The organism is uncultured Mailhella sp. (assembly GCF_944324615.1).
Taxonomy (GTDB): Bacteria; Desulfobacterota; Desulfovibrionia; order Desulfovibrionales; family Desulfovibrionaceae; genus Mailhella.
This window is the reverse complement of record NZ_CALUWY010000021.1, coordinates 1-18,613: the sequence shown is the minus strand read 5'-3', so window position 1 is coordinate 18,613 and position 18,613 is coordinate 1. Positions and strand designations below refer to the sequence as shown.

Genomic DNA, 18,613 nt, shown 5'->3' with positions numbered 1-18,613 from the left:
CAATATCCGGCGCAGAGGCGCGCATTCCGGGCCGGCCGCCTCTGGCGCAGGCTTCCCGGATTCCCCGAAGGGGGCGGCGTCAGGCAACCCTAGCACCATTCCCCCCGAAGGCAAAGGACATCCTTCCCCTTTCCGGCAAAAAATCCCCGCCTCCCTCCCCCGGCAGAAAAAAAAGCCCCCCTGCCCCGCCGGAAAGGCCCTTTCGCGTGAAAAAAGGCGCAATTTTTACCGCTTTCTTTGTATTGTTTCTATAATTATTGGAAATAAAAGGATATTTTTGAAAATTTTGTTCCTTTTCGCCCAAAAAACGCGCCGCGAAGGCCGCGTTTTCCCCCCTTTCCGGGGCCTGAAAGCCGCACTCCGAAAAAAAAAGAACGACCGCCGTATATGGAAGAGCGCGATACGCTCTGTGCCTGTGATTCCGCACCTTTCGGCAAGGAACGCCGTACCATGCCCCACACGCTGAACTGGTGCACAAGGCATATTAATTATTCAGCCGTGTTGACGTTGTGGAAAGACTTTCGTACTGTGGCGCAAAGAACTGTCATCCTGACCAACAAGGAGAACGTCCATATGAAGTACGTGTATCTGTTTCATGAAGGGAATGCACAGATGAAAAGCCTCCTGGGCGGCAAAGGCGCCAACCTGGCGGAAATGACCAATATCGGATTGCCGGTGCCCTTCGGCATGACCATTTCCACCGACGCCTGCCGCGACTACTATGCCCATGGAGGGAAGCTCCCCGACGGCCTGGTGGATGAAGTCATGGCCAGCCTCGCCAAGGTGGAGGAAAAAGTGGGCAAGCGCTTCGGCGATGCGGAAAATCCGCTGCTGCTCTCCGTGCGTTCCGGGGCTGTTTTCTCCATGCCCGGCATGATGGATACCATTCTGAACCTCGGTCTGAACGCCGTCACCTTCCCGGCTCTGGCAAGGCTGACGAACAATCAGTGGTTTGCCTGCGACACCTACCGCCGCTTCATCCAGATGTTCTCCGACGTGGTCATGGAAATTTCCAAGGAAAAATTCGAGGAAATCCTGCAGGAGCAGAAGGCCGCCCAAGGCGTGAAGCTCGACCAGGAACTTTCGGTGGAGTCGCTGCAGACGGTCATCACCCGCAGCAAGGAACTCTATCGCAAGGAAATCGGCAAGGACTTCCCCGAAGACGTGCACGAACAGCTGCTGCTCGCCATTGAAGCGGTGTTCCGTTCCTGGAACAACCACCGCGCCATCGTGTACCGCACCATCAACAAGATCGACCACAACCTCGGCACCGCAGTCAACATCCAGTCCATGGCCTTCGGCAACATGGGCAACGACTCCGGCAGCGGCGTGGCCTTCACCCGCAACCCCTCCACCGGTGAAAACAAGCTCTACGGCGAATACCTGGTGAACGCCCAGGGCGAAGACGTAGTGGCCGGCGTGCGCACGCCTCAGCCCATTGCCCACCTCGCCGAGGAAATGCCCGAAATCTACAAGCAGTTCCGGGACATTGCGGAAAAGCTGGAAAAGCATTACCGCGACATGCAGGACATCGAGCTGACCATCGAACACGGCAAGCTCTTCATCCTGCAGACCAGAAACGGCAAGCGCACGGCTCAGGCCGCCCTCAAGATCGCCTGCGACATGGTGGAGGAAGGCCTCATCACCAAGAGCGAAGCCATCATGCGCATCGACCCTGAAAACCTCGCCAACGTGCTGCACCGCCAGATCGACAGCTCCGCCAATCCGCAGGTTCTGGCCAAGGGTCTCGCCGCCTCTCCGGGTGCCGCCTTCGGTTCCGTGGTGTTCGACGCCGACGAAGCCGAACACCTCGGCCGCCTCGGCTCCAAGGTCGTGCTCGTGCGTGTGGAAACCACGCCTGACGACATTCACGGCATCGTGCAGGCTCAGGGCATTCTCACCAGCCGCGGCGGCATGACCAGCCATGCGGCCGTGGTGACCCGCGGCATGGGCAAGCCCTGCGTGTGCGGCTGCGAAGCCGTGAAGGTGGACTACGCCCAGCAGTGCTTCACCGTGGGCGACGTGGTGGTGAAGAAGGGCGACCTTATCTCCATCGACGGTTCCACCGGCCGCGTCATCCTGGGCGCCGTGCCGCTGAAGGACCCCGAACTTTCCCATGAATACCAGACCATTCTGAGCTGGGCCGACGAAGTGCGCGACCTGCATGTGCGCGCCAACGCCGATACGCCGGAAGACGCGGAAAAGTCCCGCCACTTCGGCGCGGAAGGCATAGGCCTGACCAGAACCGAACACATGTTCATGGCGCAGGAACGCCTGCCCCATGTGCAGAAGATGATCCTTGCCGAAACCAAGGAAGACCGCATCGAAGCCCTGAAGCCGCTGCAGATCATGCAGGAAAACGACTTCTACGGCATCCTGAAGGCCATGAACGGCCTGCCCGTGTGCATCCGTCTGCTCGACCCGCCGCTGCATGAATTCCTGCCCAGCCTCGAAAAGCTGCTCGTGGAAACCACGGAACTGCGCGTGCGCGGCGACAACCCCGAACTTCTGAAGGAAAAGGAACATCTGCTCGCTCAGGTGGAAAAGCTGCATGAAGTCAACCCCATGCTGGGCCATCGCGGCTGCCGCCTCGGCATCACCTACCCCGAAGTGTACGAAATGCAGATGTACGCCATCTTCAACGCGGCCTCCCGCCTCACCCGCGACGGCTACACTCCTCTGCCGGAAATCGAAATCCCGCTCACCATCAGCCTTGCGGAAATGGCCATGCTCAAGGAGCGCTGCGACCGCATCGCCAAGGAGTGCATGGAAGAACACAAGGTCACCTTCCCCTACCTGTGCGGCAGCATGATCGAACTGCCCCGCGCGGCCCTGCTGGCCGGGGAAATCGCGGAAGCTGCGGAATTCTTCAGCTTCGGTACCAACGACCTCACGCAGACCTGCTTCGGCTTCAGCCGTGACGACGCGGAAGGCAAGTTCCTGCCCGTGTACATCAACAAGCACATCATGAAGGACAACCCCTTCGCCGTGCTGGACCGCAAGGGTGTGGGCAGACTGATGGAAATCGCCATTGCCGAAGGCCGCAAGACCAGGCCCGACCTCATGATCGGTATCTGCGGCGAACACGGCGGCGACCCGAGCTCCGTGGAATTCTGCCATCTGGCCGGACTCGACCTCGTGAGCTGCTCGCCCTACCGTATCCCGATTGCGCGCCTCGCGGCGGCTCAGGCTGCCCTGAAGTACCCCAGAAAGAAATAATCCCCTGAACATAAACCCTCCGGGCGCTCTGCGCCCGGCAGAGACATGAAAAAGGGCCGCCTGACGAACGGGCGGCCCTTTTCTGGTGCGAAAAAAGCCCCGGAAGGCCGGTCAGGCCCGTAATCCGGGGCGCATCCTTCGGCCCCCACGGGGGCGGAGGAAACAGAGGATCAGACGCGGATCACCTTGTCCGCAAGGTCGAGGCTGGTCACGATATCGAGCATGTTGGTGGTTTCGCCCACCTTTTTCTGTTCAAGAAGGTGATAGTAGTCCAGGCACGTTCCGCACACGAGTATGCTCACGCCCAGGCCTTCCAGCTTCTTCAGCGCATCCAGGGCAGGCCCGGGGGTGGAGGCCAGGCGCACGCCGCCGTTCACCATGACGATGCGCCACAGGCGGCTTCCCATTTCCGGGAGCGTGGAAAGAAAATTGACCATGAGCTTTGCGCCGAGTTCGTCGCTGCCGCTTCCCACCACGTCGGAGCTGAGAAAGACCAGCGTGCGGCAGGGCGCTTCCTCCCCGGCCTGCGCAATGACTTCCTCGGCCGCAGCGCAGCTCACGCCCGCCCGGGCGGCCTTCACGGCCCACAGGGCTTCACCGCGCTTTTCCACCTGCGGGGCATAGCCGCTCCGGGCAAGGAAGCGGCTCACGTTTTCCGAGGCCGGGGCGTTGTCCACCAGCACTTCCACATCCGCGGGCTTTTTTTCCAGAAGCGCGCGGGTACGAAGTACGGGTTCCGGGCACACGAGGCCCCGGCAGTCCAGAAGTTCCATGCTGTTCTCCTTTCCTTGAAGGGTTGAACAAAAGGCCCGCCCTCAACGTGCGGGCAGTACGCGCCCTCCGCCGGATGCTCCCCTGCGGAAGGCGCCCGCCTCCGTGCAGGGTAGCGGCTTTTCCCTGCCGAGGCAAGGAAGGGCCGCCTTTACTTCACCCTCCGCGCCTGCTATCGTTGCCATGATCCGGCCCGTATGCGCCGTTCTTTTCTTGTGAGGAAACAGCCATGTTGCTTTCAACCATTGTCAAGTCATACAGGAAGGTCAGGGTACTTTGCGTGGGCGATGTCATGCTCGACCACTTCCTGTACGGAAAAGTGGAACGCATTTCCCCCGAAGCCCCGGTGCCCGTGTTCAACTTCCAGAGCGAAAAAAGAATGCTCGGCGGCGCGGGGAACGTGGTGGCCAACCTGCACAGCCTCGGCTGTTCGGCCGACCTCATCTGCTTTGTCGGAAGCGACGCGGCAGGCGAAGAAGTGCGCCGCCTGCTCGATGCGGTGTGTGAACACGCCATGGCCGTGGCGGTTCCGGGCTTCCCCACCATTGAAAAGACCCGCGTCATTGCGGGCAACAACCACCTCCTGCGCATCGACAACGAACGGCGCTTCGACTGCGCCGCCGATACCGGCGACATTCTCGGCCCGGAACTCGACGCGCGCGTGAAGGCGGCGGACATCGTGCTTCTTTCCGACTACGCCAAGGGCATGCTTTCCCCCGAGCGCTGCCGCCGCATCATCGACGCCTGCAAAAAGGCGGGAAAACCCGTCATCATCGACCCCAAGGGCGACGATTATTCCAAGTACGCCCATGCCACGGTGGTCAAGCCCAACCTCAAGGAATTCAATCAGGCCACGGGCATGGACTGCCGCCCGGCCGAAGCGGATTTCAAGGAAAAGCTCTGCCGGGGCGCCCGGGAACTGTTTGAACGCCACGGCATAGAAAACCTGCTCGTCACCCTGAGCGAACACGGCATGGCCTTTGTTTCGGCAAAGGCCCCCGATGCGGTGTTCCAGATTCCCACCGAGGCGCGGGAAGTGTTCGACGTGTCCGGCGCGGGCGACACCTCCCTTGCGGCCTTCGGCGCATCCCTTGCCGCAGGCGCGGACATTCAGGACGCCATGAAGCTCGCCAACATCGCTTCCGGCGTGGCCGTGGGCAAGCTCGGCACCTCCTGCGTGACGGATGTGGAAATTCTGGACGCGCTCTCCCGCAGGCGCAGCGCCTCCGGCCCGGGCTGGAAGCAGAAGCGCAAGATCATCAGCCGCCGCGAAGCCGCCGAAATGGCGGCCCAGTGCCGCGAACAGGGCAGAAAGGTGGGCTTTACCAACGGCTGCTTCGACCTGCTGCATCAGGGACACCTGCATTCGCTCATGCAGGCGCGGCAGGAATGCGACGTGCTTGTGGTGGGCCTCAATACCGATGCCTCCATCAAGAGACTCAAGGGCCCGGAACGCCCCATACAGGACGAAAAGACCCGCGCCCTGCTGCTGGCCTCCCTGGAATTTGTGGATTATGTGGTCATGTTCGACGACGACACCGCCCTGCCCCTGGTGGACGCCATACGGCCCGACCTCATCCTCAAGGAAGGCTATACCATCGACCGCTGGCCCGAGGCTCAGTTTGTGGAAAGCTACGGCGGAAAGGCCGTGACCCTCTCCCGGCTGGAAGGCTATTCCACCACCAGCACCATACAGCGCATGAAGGGCTGAGGGGCATATGAACTTTGAACGTATACGGGGGAAACCCCGTATACGTTTTAATAACGATTTTTGTCTAACTTCAAGTTTTCCTTACAATCTTATGGATGATAAAGACCAGAACATTCAAAGATATGAACAATGGCTGACCGAACTTGGATTAAATTCAGAAGATCAAAATAATTTAAAACGACAAATATATTTATATATCTATAATAGAAGATATTTTATTTTATTATTGATTGTATTATTATTGCCAATATTAATATATTATATTGTTAACTATATTGATATTAATTATCATTTATTTGATCGTTATAATTTTTCTAAAGATAATTGTATCTCTTTTCTTGGATCTTATTTAGGAGGAATAGCAACATTTATTGGTGTTGTGATGACTATATGTTATTCATATAGACTACAGAATATACATGAAGAAAAAAATAAGCTACAAAAAGAATGCGATTCATTAATTCATTTTGTAAAATTAAACAATATATCTCAATTTTGTAATAAAAAATTTACAGAATTTAGTGCATGTATCGCATCAGAGCATGAAGATGAGCGCATACAGGAAATTTTAAAGGATATATACATATATAATAACGAAATTTAATTCGCCATGACGGATTTAACTATTACAAGTAACATTTTTTCTATGAATAAAAATTGCACAAATTGCAAATACAAGTGTAATTTATATAAAATAAAAAAGAGTTTATTCATATAATAAATGAGTATACATCAAAAAATTATTATTTAATTAATGATATGATATATATAATGACTATAAAACTAAACTCTATAAAAAAACATTCTTTATTATTGAATAATAATATTTCTATTACTGAAGACGAATTAAAACGTGAAATTGATAATGTTAAACATAACTTTGATATTTATTCTAGTAAATACCGTGAACTCAACGATCATATACAAAAAGCGATAGAATTATACAGCATCGACTATACACCAAAAATGAACATTCTCATCAAATACTATATACAGGAATGCAACAAAAGTATATGTTCTTCATTATTGCATAAAAATATATTCTGATATTGGTTGGAGAGATTGTAAAAAGCTTTTTCACGGCCGAGCTGGCGGCGAAAAGCTCCCTGCGGAAGCTGTTTCCATCACATCATACCGAGAATGGCTGAAATGCCGCCCCTTCCCGGGCAGGCGCTTTCCCTGCCTTCAAGGCTCCGCAGACATGCGGGGCCTTTTTTTGCGGCCGGGCCCTCTCCCTTTCCGCAGAAAGGGACGCACGCCGGATGCAGAGGCTTTTCCCCTGCGGCGCGGATGTTGCCCACGGCTGTTCCGGCTCTCAGAAGAAAAGCCGCGGCGTTTCCGCACAGGCCGCCCCCGCGGGGCACCCGGGGCCATTTCTCCGGCATAGCGCCAAGGCCCGGAACGGCCAGCATATTCCCCCGCAAGACTGAGGGAAGGCACGCCCCTGCAAAATTCCCTGCAGCGCGGAATTTGCCGCAGGCGCTCCCGGCGGGAACGGCCTCCGGGCTCACGGCAGGCATGGCTCCCTGCGGAAACGAAGCGCCGCGCGGCGGGAGGCGCGCCTCCCGCAGTCTCATGCCGGAAAACTACACCGCGGGGTAGGCGTATATGTCGATGACGGTCCTGGTAGCGGCAAGCGCCCTCAGAGGAACGTGCCGGTCCTCGCCGTGCAGAGAATCACGCAGGATGAGGCCACCCGGTTCCGTGCCCACCACGGCCATGTAATGGTTGCCCTGGTGCAGCAGCACCATGCGATCGTTGTTCAGATGGTGCGCAATGGTCTCAATATCCCGTTCGGACGACACCGTTCCCTGTAACCACTCATCCCCGTCTTCCGTCCGGTAAGGAACGACCGTCATGCCGAAGAGCCCGGCGAACTCGCCCGCCATCCCCAGCCTGCCGGGACTCCACAGGGCATCGTGGGACTGGTAGATCACCCCTGCGGAATGTTCCAGACGGCTGAACGTCCTGTACGGGTCCGTACTGCTTCCCCGGCGACTGACGGTGCCGTCCCAGTTGCTTTCCCCGGGCAGGTGCAGACGGCCGTCGGCCGTGAGGCTGTTTCTGAGAATCGCCCGCCCCCTTTCCGTGGTCATCAGGCTGTTCAGCACGCTGATCATGAAACAGGTGTTGGTGCTGGTCCCCTGCTTGAGTATGGTCTGCGCGCTGATCTGTGCCGGCGTAAGTTCGGTACGGATCTGCACCTTTCCCCCGGGGGCCGGATGTGTCCCCTTCCTGCGCAGGTCGGGCCTGCGCTCTGCGACAAGGCGTTCCGCCATATCCGCCACGGCCTGACGCAGCGTCGTGCGGCGCACGCGCCCCGCCGTATCCTGCATGGTGGAAATCTCCTTCATCAGATCGTCAAGAAGTTGCAGGATAAGCGCCATGCGCTCGCCCTCGGCTACCTTCGGGAAATTCATAAGCAGGTATCGTTCTGCCATCTCGTAAATGCCCGAAGAGATGCCGTGCTCACCCCACACATAGGTCTCGCGCAGCTGCGCCTCATCCAGAGCTTCCCCTTCAGACGCTGCACCGGAAGACTTTTCCTCCGCCTTTGCCGAAGCCTCAGGGGCCTTTTCCTCAGCCTTTGCGGCAGAAGACTTTTCCTCAGACCTGGCCGAAGGTGTCTCGACGGCCTTTTCCTCAGGCTTTGCGGCAGAAGTCTTCTCCTCCGCCTTGGCCGAAGGAGCTTCGGCGGAAGGCTCCTTCTTCGCGGAAGCTTGGGAAGAGCTGATGTCCCCGGCCACGTCGGCCACGATTTCGCGCAGCACGTCGAGATCCCAGTTGAGCCCGTCCGCTCCCTGCAGAAATTCCATCACACGCCCGCTGACAAGCTGCGTCAGTCTGGTCCGCTCCTCCTGGCTGAGCTTCGGGTTCAGGCGCGCCACTTCCTTGTCTGCCATCTCACTCACGTTCACATAATGCACCTGCCCGATATCGGGCCTCACGGATTCCCGGGCCATGGCGTTCGCTATGGTCTGCAGCACATCGGACTTGAAATAGGAGGGATCCTTGTCCTGCAGAAAGGTCTTCATGTGACCGGCGATGATCTGCGCCCGGCGGCTCCGCTCCGCCTTTTCGAGGTTCGGGAACTGATGCACCATGGCCTCTTCGGCAAGGCTTTTCAAATCGACGCTGCTCTGTTCCGAACCGGTCCGGGAGATTGTGCGCGCGGCGCCTTTCCCCGATTCCCCGCCGACTCCCTTATCGGCAAGGGACGTGCGCGCGGCGTTGATGAAACGGTCGTTCCGGATCATCTCATCCATGGCCCGGCTCACGGCGGCGTTGCGCGCCTCTATGGCCGCCCTGCCCGAAGCCGAAAGGGAACGGAAGGCATCGGCTATTTTCTGAAGAATCCGCTGAGAGGAACTCTGAGCTTTCAGGTGGCCCTGTCTGTCCACCGTCACCGAACCGCCCGCCGCCAGATGATGTTCCAGCTGAGATAATGTGTTTATAGGCATACGCGATCTCCCGTTTCATCAGACTTTCAAAAAGTTCACCATCAGCGCGTCGTCCTTCCCCTCTTCAGGGGAAGGCTGCCAGGCATCCAGCCTGACCATCCAGTCCACCGCCGCGAAAAGCATGTTGTCCACAATCTGCGTGAAGCCTTCCCCGTTCAGGGAAAAGGCGTCCCACGCGAGCTGGAGCGTCACCACTTCCTGCGATTCGTCCACGCCCAGGGTGAAGCCCGAAGTGCCGCTGAAAAAATTGTTCGCGGCAAGGAGCTTCATGCAGAATTCCCCGCGCCCGTTCTCCTTCCCGGGAAGCGGCGCCACCACCGTATGGAACAGAAGCATGCCGGAGGATTCCAGAAAACCTACACGCAGGCGTACCCCCTCCACCAGAAGAGCCACATGGTTTTCCCCCTCTTTTTCGCAGGTGCAGCCCGTAGCGGATGCATACGCTGTTGTCAGTTCGTCAAGAATTCTGTGCATGGATGCTCCTTTCATGCCAACGCCGCAGGCATGGCGGCCTGTATGGATACCTTATTGCAAGAAACGTGCCGGAAAAACGGTTTTTCGCTTCTTTTTCCCCTGTGGACTATAGCACCGGCGGAATACGCCTACAAGGGCGCTGCGGCAGAGGTGCCGTATTCCGGGCCTTTTCCTGAAAAAAGCGTATCCGGCACGGCGCGCCCCGTGCATGAAGAAAGGCTGTGCCGCACGCACGGAAAAAGGGCCTTTTTCCTGCCGCATGGCCTGCCCTTTTTTGCAGAAAAGCCCGCTCTTGTGCGCGGCAAAAAGGCGCTCCGGGCAACGCAAAAGGCCGCGACACATTTTTGCCAGAAAGGAAATTTTCCATAACAGCGTGTAATTTTTGCAAAAGACTCACCATTTCCACTGCGACATCTCCCTTTTCAGCAAAAAAGAGCCACAGTGTTTGACAATTTTTGAAAACCTATTAGTCTGGAGAAAATTGTCCTTCCCAGGGTGTTCCCTTGTCCTGCAAGGGCGGGAACGCCTTCCGGCAACGGCCCGGCTTCTCCGGCGCCGCATGCCGGCTCCCTTTAAAGCGCCTGCGCGATGAAGGTTCCCGGGGCGGGATGTCCGCCGGTTTTTTCTCTCTCCTTGTGCGGTACAGGGCCAGAAGCCGTGCGTTAACTTTTTGCCCCGTGTGCCATGGATCGGCTACTGCTCACCCTGACCATCATCTTCGTCAGCCTTCTTGCCGGATACGGTATCCGGCAATGGGTGGGTTCGGGCCGCGCTCCCCTTTCCGAACAGGCGCTTCTGCGTCTGCGCCTCATCATTCAGAAAACGGCCATGTTCGGGCTTATCCCGGTTTCGGCCATGCTCTCGCTCTGGGGCCTGCCCTCCCCCGATCCGCGCCTTCTGTCCCTGCCTGCGCTGGGGCTTGCCGCGTGGGTGGCGGGCGGCGCGCTTGCCCTCGTCTTTGCCCGCCTCATGCGCCTTTCGCCCGAAAAGACGGGCAGCCTGTACTGCTGCGGCACCTTTACCAACATCGGCGCCGTGGGCACCCTCGTTGCCGTGATGTACTTCGGCGAAAGCTCCATTGCCATGGCCTCGCTCTACCGCCTGTGTGAGGAAATGTTCTATTTCTCCGTGGCCCTTCCCGTGTCGCGCAGGTTCAGCCGCAGCCCCCGCGAAGGCGCCGCGCGCCGCTTCCGCCTCGACCCCGTGCTTGCGGCCATCGTGGCCGCCCTTGCCCTCGGCCTTGTGCTCAACCTTGCGGGAGTGCCCCGTCCGGCCTTGTTCGGCACCCTTTCCACCGCCGCCATGCTTGCAGGCACCGTGTGCTTCCTGCTCTCCATAGGCATGGGCCTGCGCCTTTCGCGCATGGCCTGCTATGCCAGGGAATCGGCGGCCGTCTCCCTCATCAAATTCGTGCTCGTTCCCGTGCTCATCACCTCGCTTGCCATGCTTGCGGGGCTGGGCGAGGTGGATGGCGGCGTGCCGCTCAAGGTGGTCGCCATTCTTTCCGCCATGCCCGTGGCCATGAACGCGCTCATTCCCCCGTCCCTGTTCGATCTGGACCTGGACCTGGCCAATGCCTGCTGGGTATTCACCACCCTGGAACTCATTGTGGTGCTGCCCATCCTTATTCTCATTCTGCCGCTGCTGTAGACGGCAAAAACATGCTCTCGCCCATGCCAGGGGCGGGAGTAGTCTGCGTTTCGGGTGCAACGTGGCTTCGCGTCACCAAGAATATATCCGAGGAGGAAGTTATGAAGCTTTTCCGTACCGCCCTCATGGCCGCCGCCTGTGTGGGAATCCTGTCGGCTCCGGCGCTCGCCGCCTACAAGCAGGAATACAAGCTGAGCGTGGTGCCCGCCGCCACCTCCGGCTGGGGCCTTTCCGCGACCTATTTTGCCGAACTCGTCAAGGAACGCACGGGCGGCCGCATCAACATCAAGGTGTACCCCGGCGCTCAGCTCATGGCCGGCAAGCAGACCTCCGAACTGCTGCTCGTCCGCCGCGGCGCCATCGACTTCGCCCTTGCCTCCACCATCAACTGGTCTCCCCAGGTGCAGGAACTCAACCTTACCGCCCTGCCCTTCTTCGTGGCCAACAACCCCGACCGCTACAAGGCCATGGACGCCATTGAAGACGGCAAGTCCGGCAAGATGCTCGTGGACGCCGTGGAAAAGACCGGCGTGAAGTTCATAGGCTGGGGCGAAAACGGCTTCCGTGAACTCACCACCAGCAAAGGCCCCATCAACAAGCCTTCCGACATCAAGGGCATGAAACTGCGCGTGTGCAGCACCCCCATCTTTGCCGACATCTTCACCGCTCTCGGCGCCAACCCCCAGGCCATCAACTGGTCCGAAGCCGTGACCGGCTTCCAGCAGGGCATTGTGGACGGGCAGGAAAACCCCACCAACGGCATCAACATCACGCTCCAGATCTGGACCTGGCACAAGTACCACACCGACTGGCACTACATGATCGACCCGCTGCTGCTCACCGCCAATTCCAAGGTGTGGAAGTCCTTCTCCAAGGAAGATCAGGCCATCATCATGGAATGCGCCGCGGAAATGGAAAAGTACAGCAAGGCCCTTTCCCGCCTGGGCTTCGACGACGGCTCCTCTCTTGAATACCTGAAGAGCATCAACAGAGTGCCCGCCGTGACCGATCCCTACAAGACCATGGAAGAAAAGGGCATGAACATCGTGAAGTTCACCGATCAGCAGGTGGACGAATTCTACGCCGCCACCCAGAGCGTGCGTGACAAGTGGACCAAGGAAATCGGCGAAGACCTCGTGAAGGCCGCCGAGGCCGACATGAAGGCCGCCCAGTAACACAGTTTTGAACCGGGAGCGGCTCTCCCGCCGCTCCCGGCCTTTTCAGCATCGGGGATGTATCATGTGGAGCTTTCTGAACGCCCGCTTCGAGGAACTGCTCGGAGCCTTGCTTCTGGCCGTGATGGCGTGCATCTCGTTCATCAACGTGATCGTGCGCTACTGCACCAATTTTTCCTTTTCCTCTTCGGAAGAACTGACCGTCAACCTCTTTGTGTGGATCGTTCTTCTGGGGACTTCGCGGGCCTTCCGCGAAGGGGGCAACTTCAGCATGAACCTGCTGTACGACGCCATGCCCCGGCCCGTGAGAAAGCTCCTTTATGTGTTCAGCGTGCTGTGCTGCATCATATTCTTCGCCGCCCTCTGCTGGCAGGGCTGCATTGAAGTGATGGACGAAATCGAACTCAACGTGGTTTCCGAGTCGCTGGCCATCCCGGTATGGATCTACACCATAGCCACGCCGCTTTTCTCCGCCCTCATCATCGTGCGCATTCTCCAGAAGGTCTGGGAAGATTTCCGCACCAGAAGCTACTAGACCTTCAAAGGCCGCGCGGGCTTGCCCGCAGGCCCTCCCAACGCTTATTCCACGGAGTTTACGCATGGATATGGAACTTTTCAAAGACCCGGCCTTCTGGCTCCTCATCACTTTCGCCGTTCCGCTCATCTTCCGCGTGCCCATCGCCATTTCCCTGGGCCTTTCCGCCCTGCTCGTGGGCTGGTGGTGGGATATGGGCGTGGACATGCTCTCCTACAACTTCTTTGCCGGCGTGGCCAAGGTGCCGCTGCTCGCCATTCCCTTCTTCATCCTTGCCGGATTCATCATGGAACGGGCGGGCATCGCCGCACGCATCGTGCTGCTTGTGGAAACCATCGTGGGCAACATGACCGGCGGCCTTGCCGTGGCCACCGTGGGCGTGGCCACCTTCTGGGGCGCGGTTTCCGGCTCCGGCCCGGCCACCGTGGCGGCCCTCGGCCTCATCCTCATTCCGGCCATGGTGAAGAGCGGCTATGACAAGCCCTTTGCCGCGGCCACGGTTTCCGTCACCTCCGGCCTTGCCATCGTCATTCCGCCGAGCATCGCCTTCATCGTATACGGCGGCATTGCCGATGTCTCCGTGCCCGCCCTGTTTGCCGCAGGCTTCATCCCCGGCGTGGTGGTGGCCGCCTTCCTCATGATTTCCGTGCTCCTCACCTCCCGCAAGAAGGGCTACCGCGGCAAGCCCAGAACCATGCCCGTTTCCAGGGCCCTGCGCGAAGCCTTCTGGGGCGTGATGACCCCCGTGGTCATCCTCGGCGGCATCTACGGCGGCGTGTTCACCCCCACCGAAGCCGCGGCCGTGGCCATTTTCTACGGCCTGTTCGTGGGCGTGTTCATCTACCGCACCATCAACAAGTTCTCCATCCTCGCGGATGTGCTGGTGGAATCGGTGAAGGCCACGGCCGTCATCATGTTCGTGGTCACCTGCGCCGGGCTTTATGCCTGGGTGGCCAGCACCGTGGGCCTTGTGGAACGCGGCGCCGCCGTGCTGCTTTCCCTTTCCGACAACCCCACCGTGCTGCTTCTGCTCATCAACGTCATTCTCTTCATCGCGGGCATGCTGCTGGACGCCATTTCCATCTATTATGTGCTGCTGCCCTTCCTGCTGCCCATCATGGCCCACTTCGGCTGGGATCCGGTGTGGTTCGGCGTGATGATGACCATCAACCTCGCCCTCGGCCAGGTGACCCCGCCCGTGGCCGTGAACCTCTATGTGGGCGCAAAGATCAGCAACCTCACCATGGAGCAGATCACCCCGCCGGTGCTGCCCATGCTCGGGGCCGCCACCGTGGCGCTCATCATCATCATGCTCTTCCCCGACATCACCCTGTTCCTGCCCCGCCTGCTCGGCATGTAAGGGCCTGCCCTGCCGCATGAAAAAAGCGCTTCCCGCAAGGGAGGCGCTTTTTTTTCCGCCGCGCGCAGGACTCCCGGTACCTGCATAAGGAAAACGCCCCGCGAAGGCCCCGGGCAACGTGCAGATCCTGCCGGGAGCCTGCGCAGGCTCCCGGCCGTGGCGACAGGCGGGCCCTCAGCCGGAAAGAAAAGCACGGCCCGCGGCCGACAGAAAAAGCCCCGCCAGCGCACATGCTTCCCCGGGCGTTTTCCGCACGTTTTCCGCGCACCGGGCCTTCTCCGGGCTGGGGCGGATGCTGTCCTGCGCGGGCCGTTCAGGCGGCGGAGTCCGTAAGGATGATATCCACCACGGCGTCCCCGTCCTCTTCCTCCACGGAAGCGAGCATCAGAAAGCTGCGGATGCCGCCTTCTCCCGCCAGGTCGCGCACCGTTGCCTCCACCCTGTCCACGGCTGCGTTAAAATCGTGCATCTTCACGTTCACGGACATGCGTATCACCATGATGACACAGGGAAAAGCACCGGTGGAATAAAGGCCGGGCACGGGAGAAAGCGCCTCTTCCGCCGCCTGTTGCAGATGTTCGGCGCTCCCGTGCGTGAGCACGGCGATTGAGCAGGCTGCGGCCGCGTCCAGTTCCTCCCTGTCGCAGTCTGCAATCCCCGGCTCGCGGCACCGCTCATCCAGAAAAGCCTGAAGTTCCGCGCAGCTCAGCTTTCTCACCCCCGGTACGGACATATGTTCCCCGACATCCTGCATACCATGCTCCTTGCTTGTGTTTTTTCCATGCCCGGCCTGCACAGGGCGCGGGCATGGGCGGCTCGCGGCCGCCTTTTCTTCAAGCATAGCGGAGGGCGCGCCCGTGCACAGGAAAAACACGCCGACCGTCCACAGGGGTATGGAAAAAACGCCGTACAAAAAAGCCGAACGCGAAGGAAAAGGCGCAGGCCGGGAACAGCGCACGCTGAAGAACAGGCTTCTGCCGCCCGGCGCCCCGCAGCAGGCCGGTGGCGCCGCCTTATGCGCCTTCCTTCATGGTTCCCCGCAGTCAACGGGGTACAGGCCGGCACGTTTCCGTGCGCCTGCCATGGAACTTCCTCTGAAAAAACGCCGCGCCCCGCCCGGGCCGGAAGCTCCCGTGCAAAGCCCTGCCGCCCGGCGCCCCGCAGGCGCATGGCGTCCGGATTCCCACGGCAGAGAAGAAGGAAGAGGACTTTTCCCCCACCTCCCCTTCCGGGAAAAAGGGCGCCCGCCCCTGAAAGGCAGCGGCGGAAAAAGCGCGTCCCTCCCCGGCGCCCCCGCAGGGACAGAACGCCTGCCGGAAGGCACCTTCCGACAGGCAGAGCGTTCCGACACGGACGGGAAAACAACGCCGCGCGCACAGGCAAAAAAGCCCCCGTGCGCGCGGCGAAGGAAAACGTTCTTCGTGATGCCGATGATGCTTCATGCCGCACCGCAGACGATGCGGCAGAAAACCCGGACCGGGAGGCCGGACCTGAAGCCCGGCCCTTCATGCCGTCCGCAGGCCCTTTCCTCCGGGCTGCTGAACCGTTATGGCGCCCACGTTCAGACGCGCGCGGCCAGACCTGCACATTCCCAGAAATCCCGCAGGAAGAGGCAGTTCTGCATCACCGAGCTGAGTCCCTCCGGATTGCCCTTCCTTTCGCGTACCAGGGCGGAGAGAAAACCGGGAGCCTCCCAGTCGTCCACCACGCATTGCCGCTTCTCCAGCTCCTCCGCCCGTCTCTTCGCATCGCGCAGGCGCAGAACGGCGGCATCCAGGGCCTCCCTGTCCATGCAGGGTGCCAGGCGCTGCCTGTAGTCGTTTTCATCCACGGCCATGAGCGCCTGGAAGGTTTGTCTGTCGATGCGGGGCAGCAGGGCAAGCTGCTTGAAGCCGTACTTCGGCTTCAGAACCCTATACTGCTTGTCAGTGAAAGAGCGTGTGTCGATCACCATGCGGGGCAGGTCCATGCCCGTATTCCGCAGAATCTGCTGCGCTGCCGGTATGGTGCCCACGTCCATCGGGTCTGCCATGGCGCCGAGCCAGTGCTCTCCAAAGGTGTTTATGAGCACGCTCTGATACTCCGGATCCAGCAGCTGAGGATTGATGAGAACGGAACTCACCGTGATGTCCGCATCGCTCAGGCGTTCCAGCATATCTCTGGACACAGGCACAACCTCATTCCGCTGCACGCTCCTGCCGAGAATGCCTTCCAGTGCGCTCCTCTTATCATCCGTGAGGCTGCCGACTTCCACCGTCATGGGGGGCAGGCTCAGGCCTGCACGCTGCAGCGCCTCCCGCTGCCCGGGCACCTTGTCCACATTCCATGCCGTCCCCGCCCCGCTGAAGAGCAGCGCGCCCATGCCGTTCACCAGCGCCTCACGCTGCCCGGCGCTCAGCTTCTGAACGTCCACGAGCATCCGGGGAAACGTCACCCCGGACGCCTGCAGCGCGCCATGCAGTCCGGGTTCGCCGGTGATGTCCACCGTCGTGGCCCCCACCCTGCGCCTGCTGAAACTTGCATCGTTGTCGATGCCCGTCACCTTCACATCGCCGGTATCGGCGTTGATGTATACAAGGTAATTCCCCATGTGGCGATCGCTCTGGCCGGAGAGCAGATCAGCCCACTCCAGCCTGCTGAGTTCCCGCATGAGGTTGCCCAGCATGTGCCCCCCTCAGCCCCTTGCTGTCCAGGTGTCCAAGGGCCTCCGCAAAGGAAATCTCCCGTCCGTCCGAAGTGACGGCGCAGGGCTTGCCGTCGCTGATATCCGCGGCGGACCTTCCCGGCGCCACCTCCATGAAAAGCCCCAGACGCCCCTCGTTCATGCCTATGGAGGAACGGGCCACCACGTCGCCGCAGCCTATGGCGTCGGCCGAACGGCAGGCGGCCACGTTGAGCTGCATGACGCGCAGCTCTGTTCCGAAGCCCAGCTGTCCCGCGCAGAGCTGGGCAAGGCTCTGCCTCGCCCCCACCTCCGGCTTGAAGACGAGCGAAACCTCTTCCCCGCCCTCGCCCCGGTATGTGCAGAGCTGCACCGTACTGCCCACGCCCTGCCCCAGCACGCGGGCGCCTGTGCGCAGGGCGTCGCTCGCGCGCATCTCCAGCTGATCGGCGGGAATACCCCGCAGAGAAGCTTCCAGAACCGTGGGCATGTCCACATGCCTCTCAAGCGCCGCCGACACATATTCTCCGCGCAGTACCATCCTGCCGCTGTCGAACATGTTCTTCATGGCGACGATGTCATCCATCTGCGCATCAAGCACATCCGCATGGGCCATGGGCGAAGTGACGAGCTTATCCATCAGCGCGGCGACCTCGCCCTTCATGAACGTGTCGCTCTTCAGGAAGGTCATGAAAATCCGTGCGGTATTGGTGTCGAGCATGACCCCGCTGTAATCCTCGTACTCGTACTGAAACTCCTCGATCGTTCTGATGTCGGACCGGGAAAGTATGCTCAGCATCTGAAGAACCTCGATGCTCTCCCGCGCACTCCCCGTGCGCAGGTGGCCGGCGGCGGATATCATCCCGGCCTTGAACTGCGCGTCGGTGATCTGCCCCGCCTCCACCTGCTGCTTCAGCGTCCGCAGTTCGTCGTTATAAAGCGCCACCGACGGCTTCAGCCCCTGCACCAGCGCGCTCAGGTTCGAAAAGAGCATGACCCCGGGAGAACATCCAGCTGTTCCGGGTCAATTTCGGACAGAAGATCGCTGACGGCAGCGCTTACTTCCCTGCGGGCCTCTATCTGATGAAGCCCCTCCAGCCTCTCCGAAGCCCGCCGGAGCAGCCCGCTCAGCGCTTCGCGCAGACCGGCATCCTCCTGAATCATGCCGCTGTTCACGCCCGGGGCGTCCATACGGCTCTTCAGCGCTTCCACCTGCCGCTTCAGGCCGTCCGCCGCAGCGGTGAACGCGGCCGGACTCATGCCCGTATTGCGCTCCAGCGCATCCAGGGCGGAAAACATGGCCTGCGCCTGCACGGAAATCTCATTCAGAAGCGCATGGCCGTGCATGGCGGGAGAAACCCTGCGCATCCCTGCAAACACGCCCGCCTTTTCGCCCATATCCGCGAACCGTTCGGCCATGCCCTCCCTGAGCGCCTTATCTTCCGGGGAAGCATCGCTCTTCCGAGCCTCCAGCTGAAGGGAGGCCACAAGGTTCAGTGCCTCCGAAGCGCGGAACTGCGCCTAGGCTCAGGACTCATTAATTGCCAAAAGGGTAAAAAGTTCTTATTGTCGGCATAGGGAGGATGCCATGAAGG

General features: G+C 59.7%; 14 protein-coding genes. 7 read left to right on the top strand and 7 right to left on the bottom strand.

Annotation, left to right across the window (positions count from 1 at the left end):
- Positions 1 to 573: 573 nt before the first annotated feature.
- Positions 574 to 3,219, top strand: a complete 2,646-nt coding sequence (ppdK, locus tag Q0K07_RS06565) for a pyruvate, phosphate dikinase (protein WP_294557882.1) — start codon at positions 574 to 576, stop codon at positions 3,217 to 3,219.
- Between the two features lie 170 nt (positions 3,220 to 3,389).
- On the opposite strand, the gene yedF is transcribed toward ppdK, so the two are convergent.
- Positions 3,390 to 3,992: a sulfurtransferase-like selenium metabolism protein YedF gene (gene yedF / locus Q0K07_RS06560; protein WP_294557881.1), complete on the bottom strand. Its 603-nt coding sequence runs from the start codon at positions 3,990 to 3,992 to the stop codon at positions 3,390 to 3,392.
- A 227-nt stretch (positions 3,993 to 4,219) separates the two neighbouring features.
- Here yedF and Q0K07_RS06555 point away from each other — a divergent pair, with 227 nt between their 5' ends.
- The gene (locus tag Q0K07_RS06555) at positions 4,220 to 5,701 is read left to right on the top strand and encodes a bifunctional heptose 7-phosphate kinase/heptose 1-phosphate adenyltransferase (RefSeq protein ID WP_294557880.1); all 1,482 of its coding nucleotides are present in this window, start codon (positions 4,220 to 4,222) and stop codon (positions 5,699 to 5,701) included.
- Between the two features lie 7 nt (positions 5,702 to 5,708).
- A complete protein-coding gene (locus Q0K07_RS06550) occupies positions 5,709 to 6,305 on the top strand; it encodes a hypothetical protein (RefSeq protein ID WP_294557879.1) in 597 nt (198 codons plus the stop codon).
- A gap of 982 nt (positions 6,306 to 7,287) precedes the next feature.
- On the opposite strand, the gene Q0K07_RS06545 is transcribed toward Q0K07_RS06550, so the two are convergent.
- Both Q0K07_RS06545 and Q0K07_RS06540 read right to left on the bottom strand, forming a co-directional pair.
- Positions 7,288 to 9,162 carry a hypothetical protein gene (locus Q0K07_RS06545; protein ID WP_294557877.1) on the bottom strand — a complete coding sequence of 625 codons (1,875 nt, stop codon included), beginning with the start codon at positions 9,160 to 9,162 and terminating at the stop codon, positions 7,288 to 7,290.
- An 18-nt stretch (positions 9,163 to 9,180) separates the two neighbouring features.
- Positions 9,181 to 9,636 carry a type III secretion system chaperone gene (locus Q0K07_RS06540; protein WP_294557876.1) on the bottom strand — a complete coding sequence of 152 codons (456 nt, stop codon included), beginning with the start codon at positions 9,634 to 9,636 and terminating at the stop codon, positions 9,181 to 9,183.
- Positions 9,637 to 10,320: 684 nt separating this feature from the next.
- Between Q0K07_RS06540 and Q0K07_RS06535 the strand changes: the two genes are divergently transcribed.
- The 4 genes from Q0K07_RS06535 (at position 10,321) to Q0K07_RS06520 (ending at position 14,356) form a co-directional block, all read left to right on the top strand.
- A complete protein-coding gene (locus Q0K07_RS06535) occupies positions 10,321 to 11,286 on the top strand; it encodes an AEC family transporter (protein WP_294557873.1) in 966 nt (321 codons plus the stop codon).
- 101 nt (positions 11,287 to 11,387) lie between these two features.
- Entirely contained in the window at positions 11,388 to 12,461 is a 1,074-nt protein-coding gene (gene dctP / locus Q0K07_RS06530; protein WP_294557872.1) for a TRAP transporter substrate-binding protein DctP, read from the top strand.
- 64 nt (positions 12,462 to 12,525) lie between these two features.
- On the top strand, positions 12,526 to 12,996 hold the full coding sequence (locus tag Q0K07_RS06525; RefSeq protein WP_294557869.1) for a TRAP transporter small permease: 471 nt from the start codon (positions 12,526 to 12,528) through the stop codon (positions 12,994 to 12,996).
- Positions 12,997 to 13,060: 64 nt separating this feature from the next.
- Positions 13,061 to 14,356 (top strand): TRAP transporter large permease, encoded by a 1,296-nt coding sequence (locus Q0K07_RS06520; RefSeq protein ID WP_294557866.1) that lies wholly within the window; start codon positions 13,061 to 13,063, stop codon positions 14,354 to 14,356.
- Between the two features lie 313 nt (positions 14,357 to 14,669).
- Here the strand turns inward: Q0K07_RS06520 and Q0K07_RS06515 are convergent, their stop codons facing one another.
- The 4 genes from Q0K07_RS06515 to Q0K07_RS06500 all read right to left on the bottom strand — a co-directional run bounded on the left by Q0K07_RS06515 (position 14,670) and on the right by Q0K07_RS06500 (position 18,437).
- Entirely contained in the window at positions 14,670 to 15,110 is a 441-nt protein-coding gene (locus Q0K07_RS06515; RefSeq protein ID WP_294557865.1) for a hypothetical protein, read from the bottom strand.
- Positions 15,111 to 15,917: 807 nt separating this feature from the next.
- Entirely contained in the window at positions 15,918 to 17,021 is a 1,104-nt protein-coding gene (locus tag Q0K07_RS06510) for a hypothetical protein (protein ID WP_294557864.1), read from the bottom strand.
- Positions 16,975 to 18,012: a hypothetical protein gene (locus Q0K07_RS06505; protein WP_294557863.1), complete on the bottom strand. Its 1,038-nt coding sequence runs from the start codon at positions 18,010 to 18,012 to the stop codon at positions 16,975 to 16,977. Before Q0K07_RS06505 ends, Q0K07_RS06510 begins: the two co-directional genes overlap by 47 nt.
- A complete protein-coding gene (locus Q0K07_RS06500; RefSeq protein ID WP_294557861.1) occupies positions 17,994 to 18,437 on the bottom strand; it encodes a hypothetical protein in 444 nt (147 codons plus the stop codon). The genes Q0K07_RS06505 and Q0K07_RS06500 overlap by 19 nt, the downstream gene beginning before the upstream one ends.
- Positions 18,438 to 18,613 lie beyond the last annotated feature (176 nt).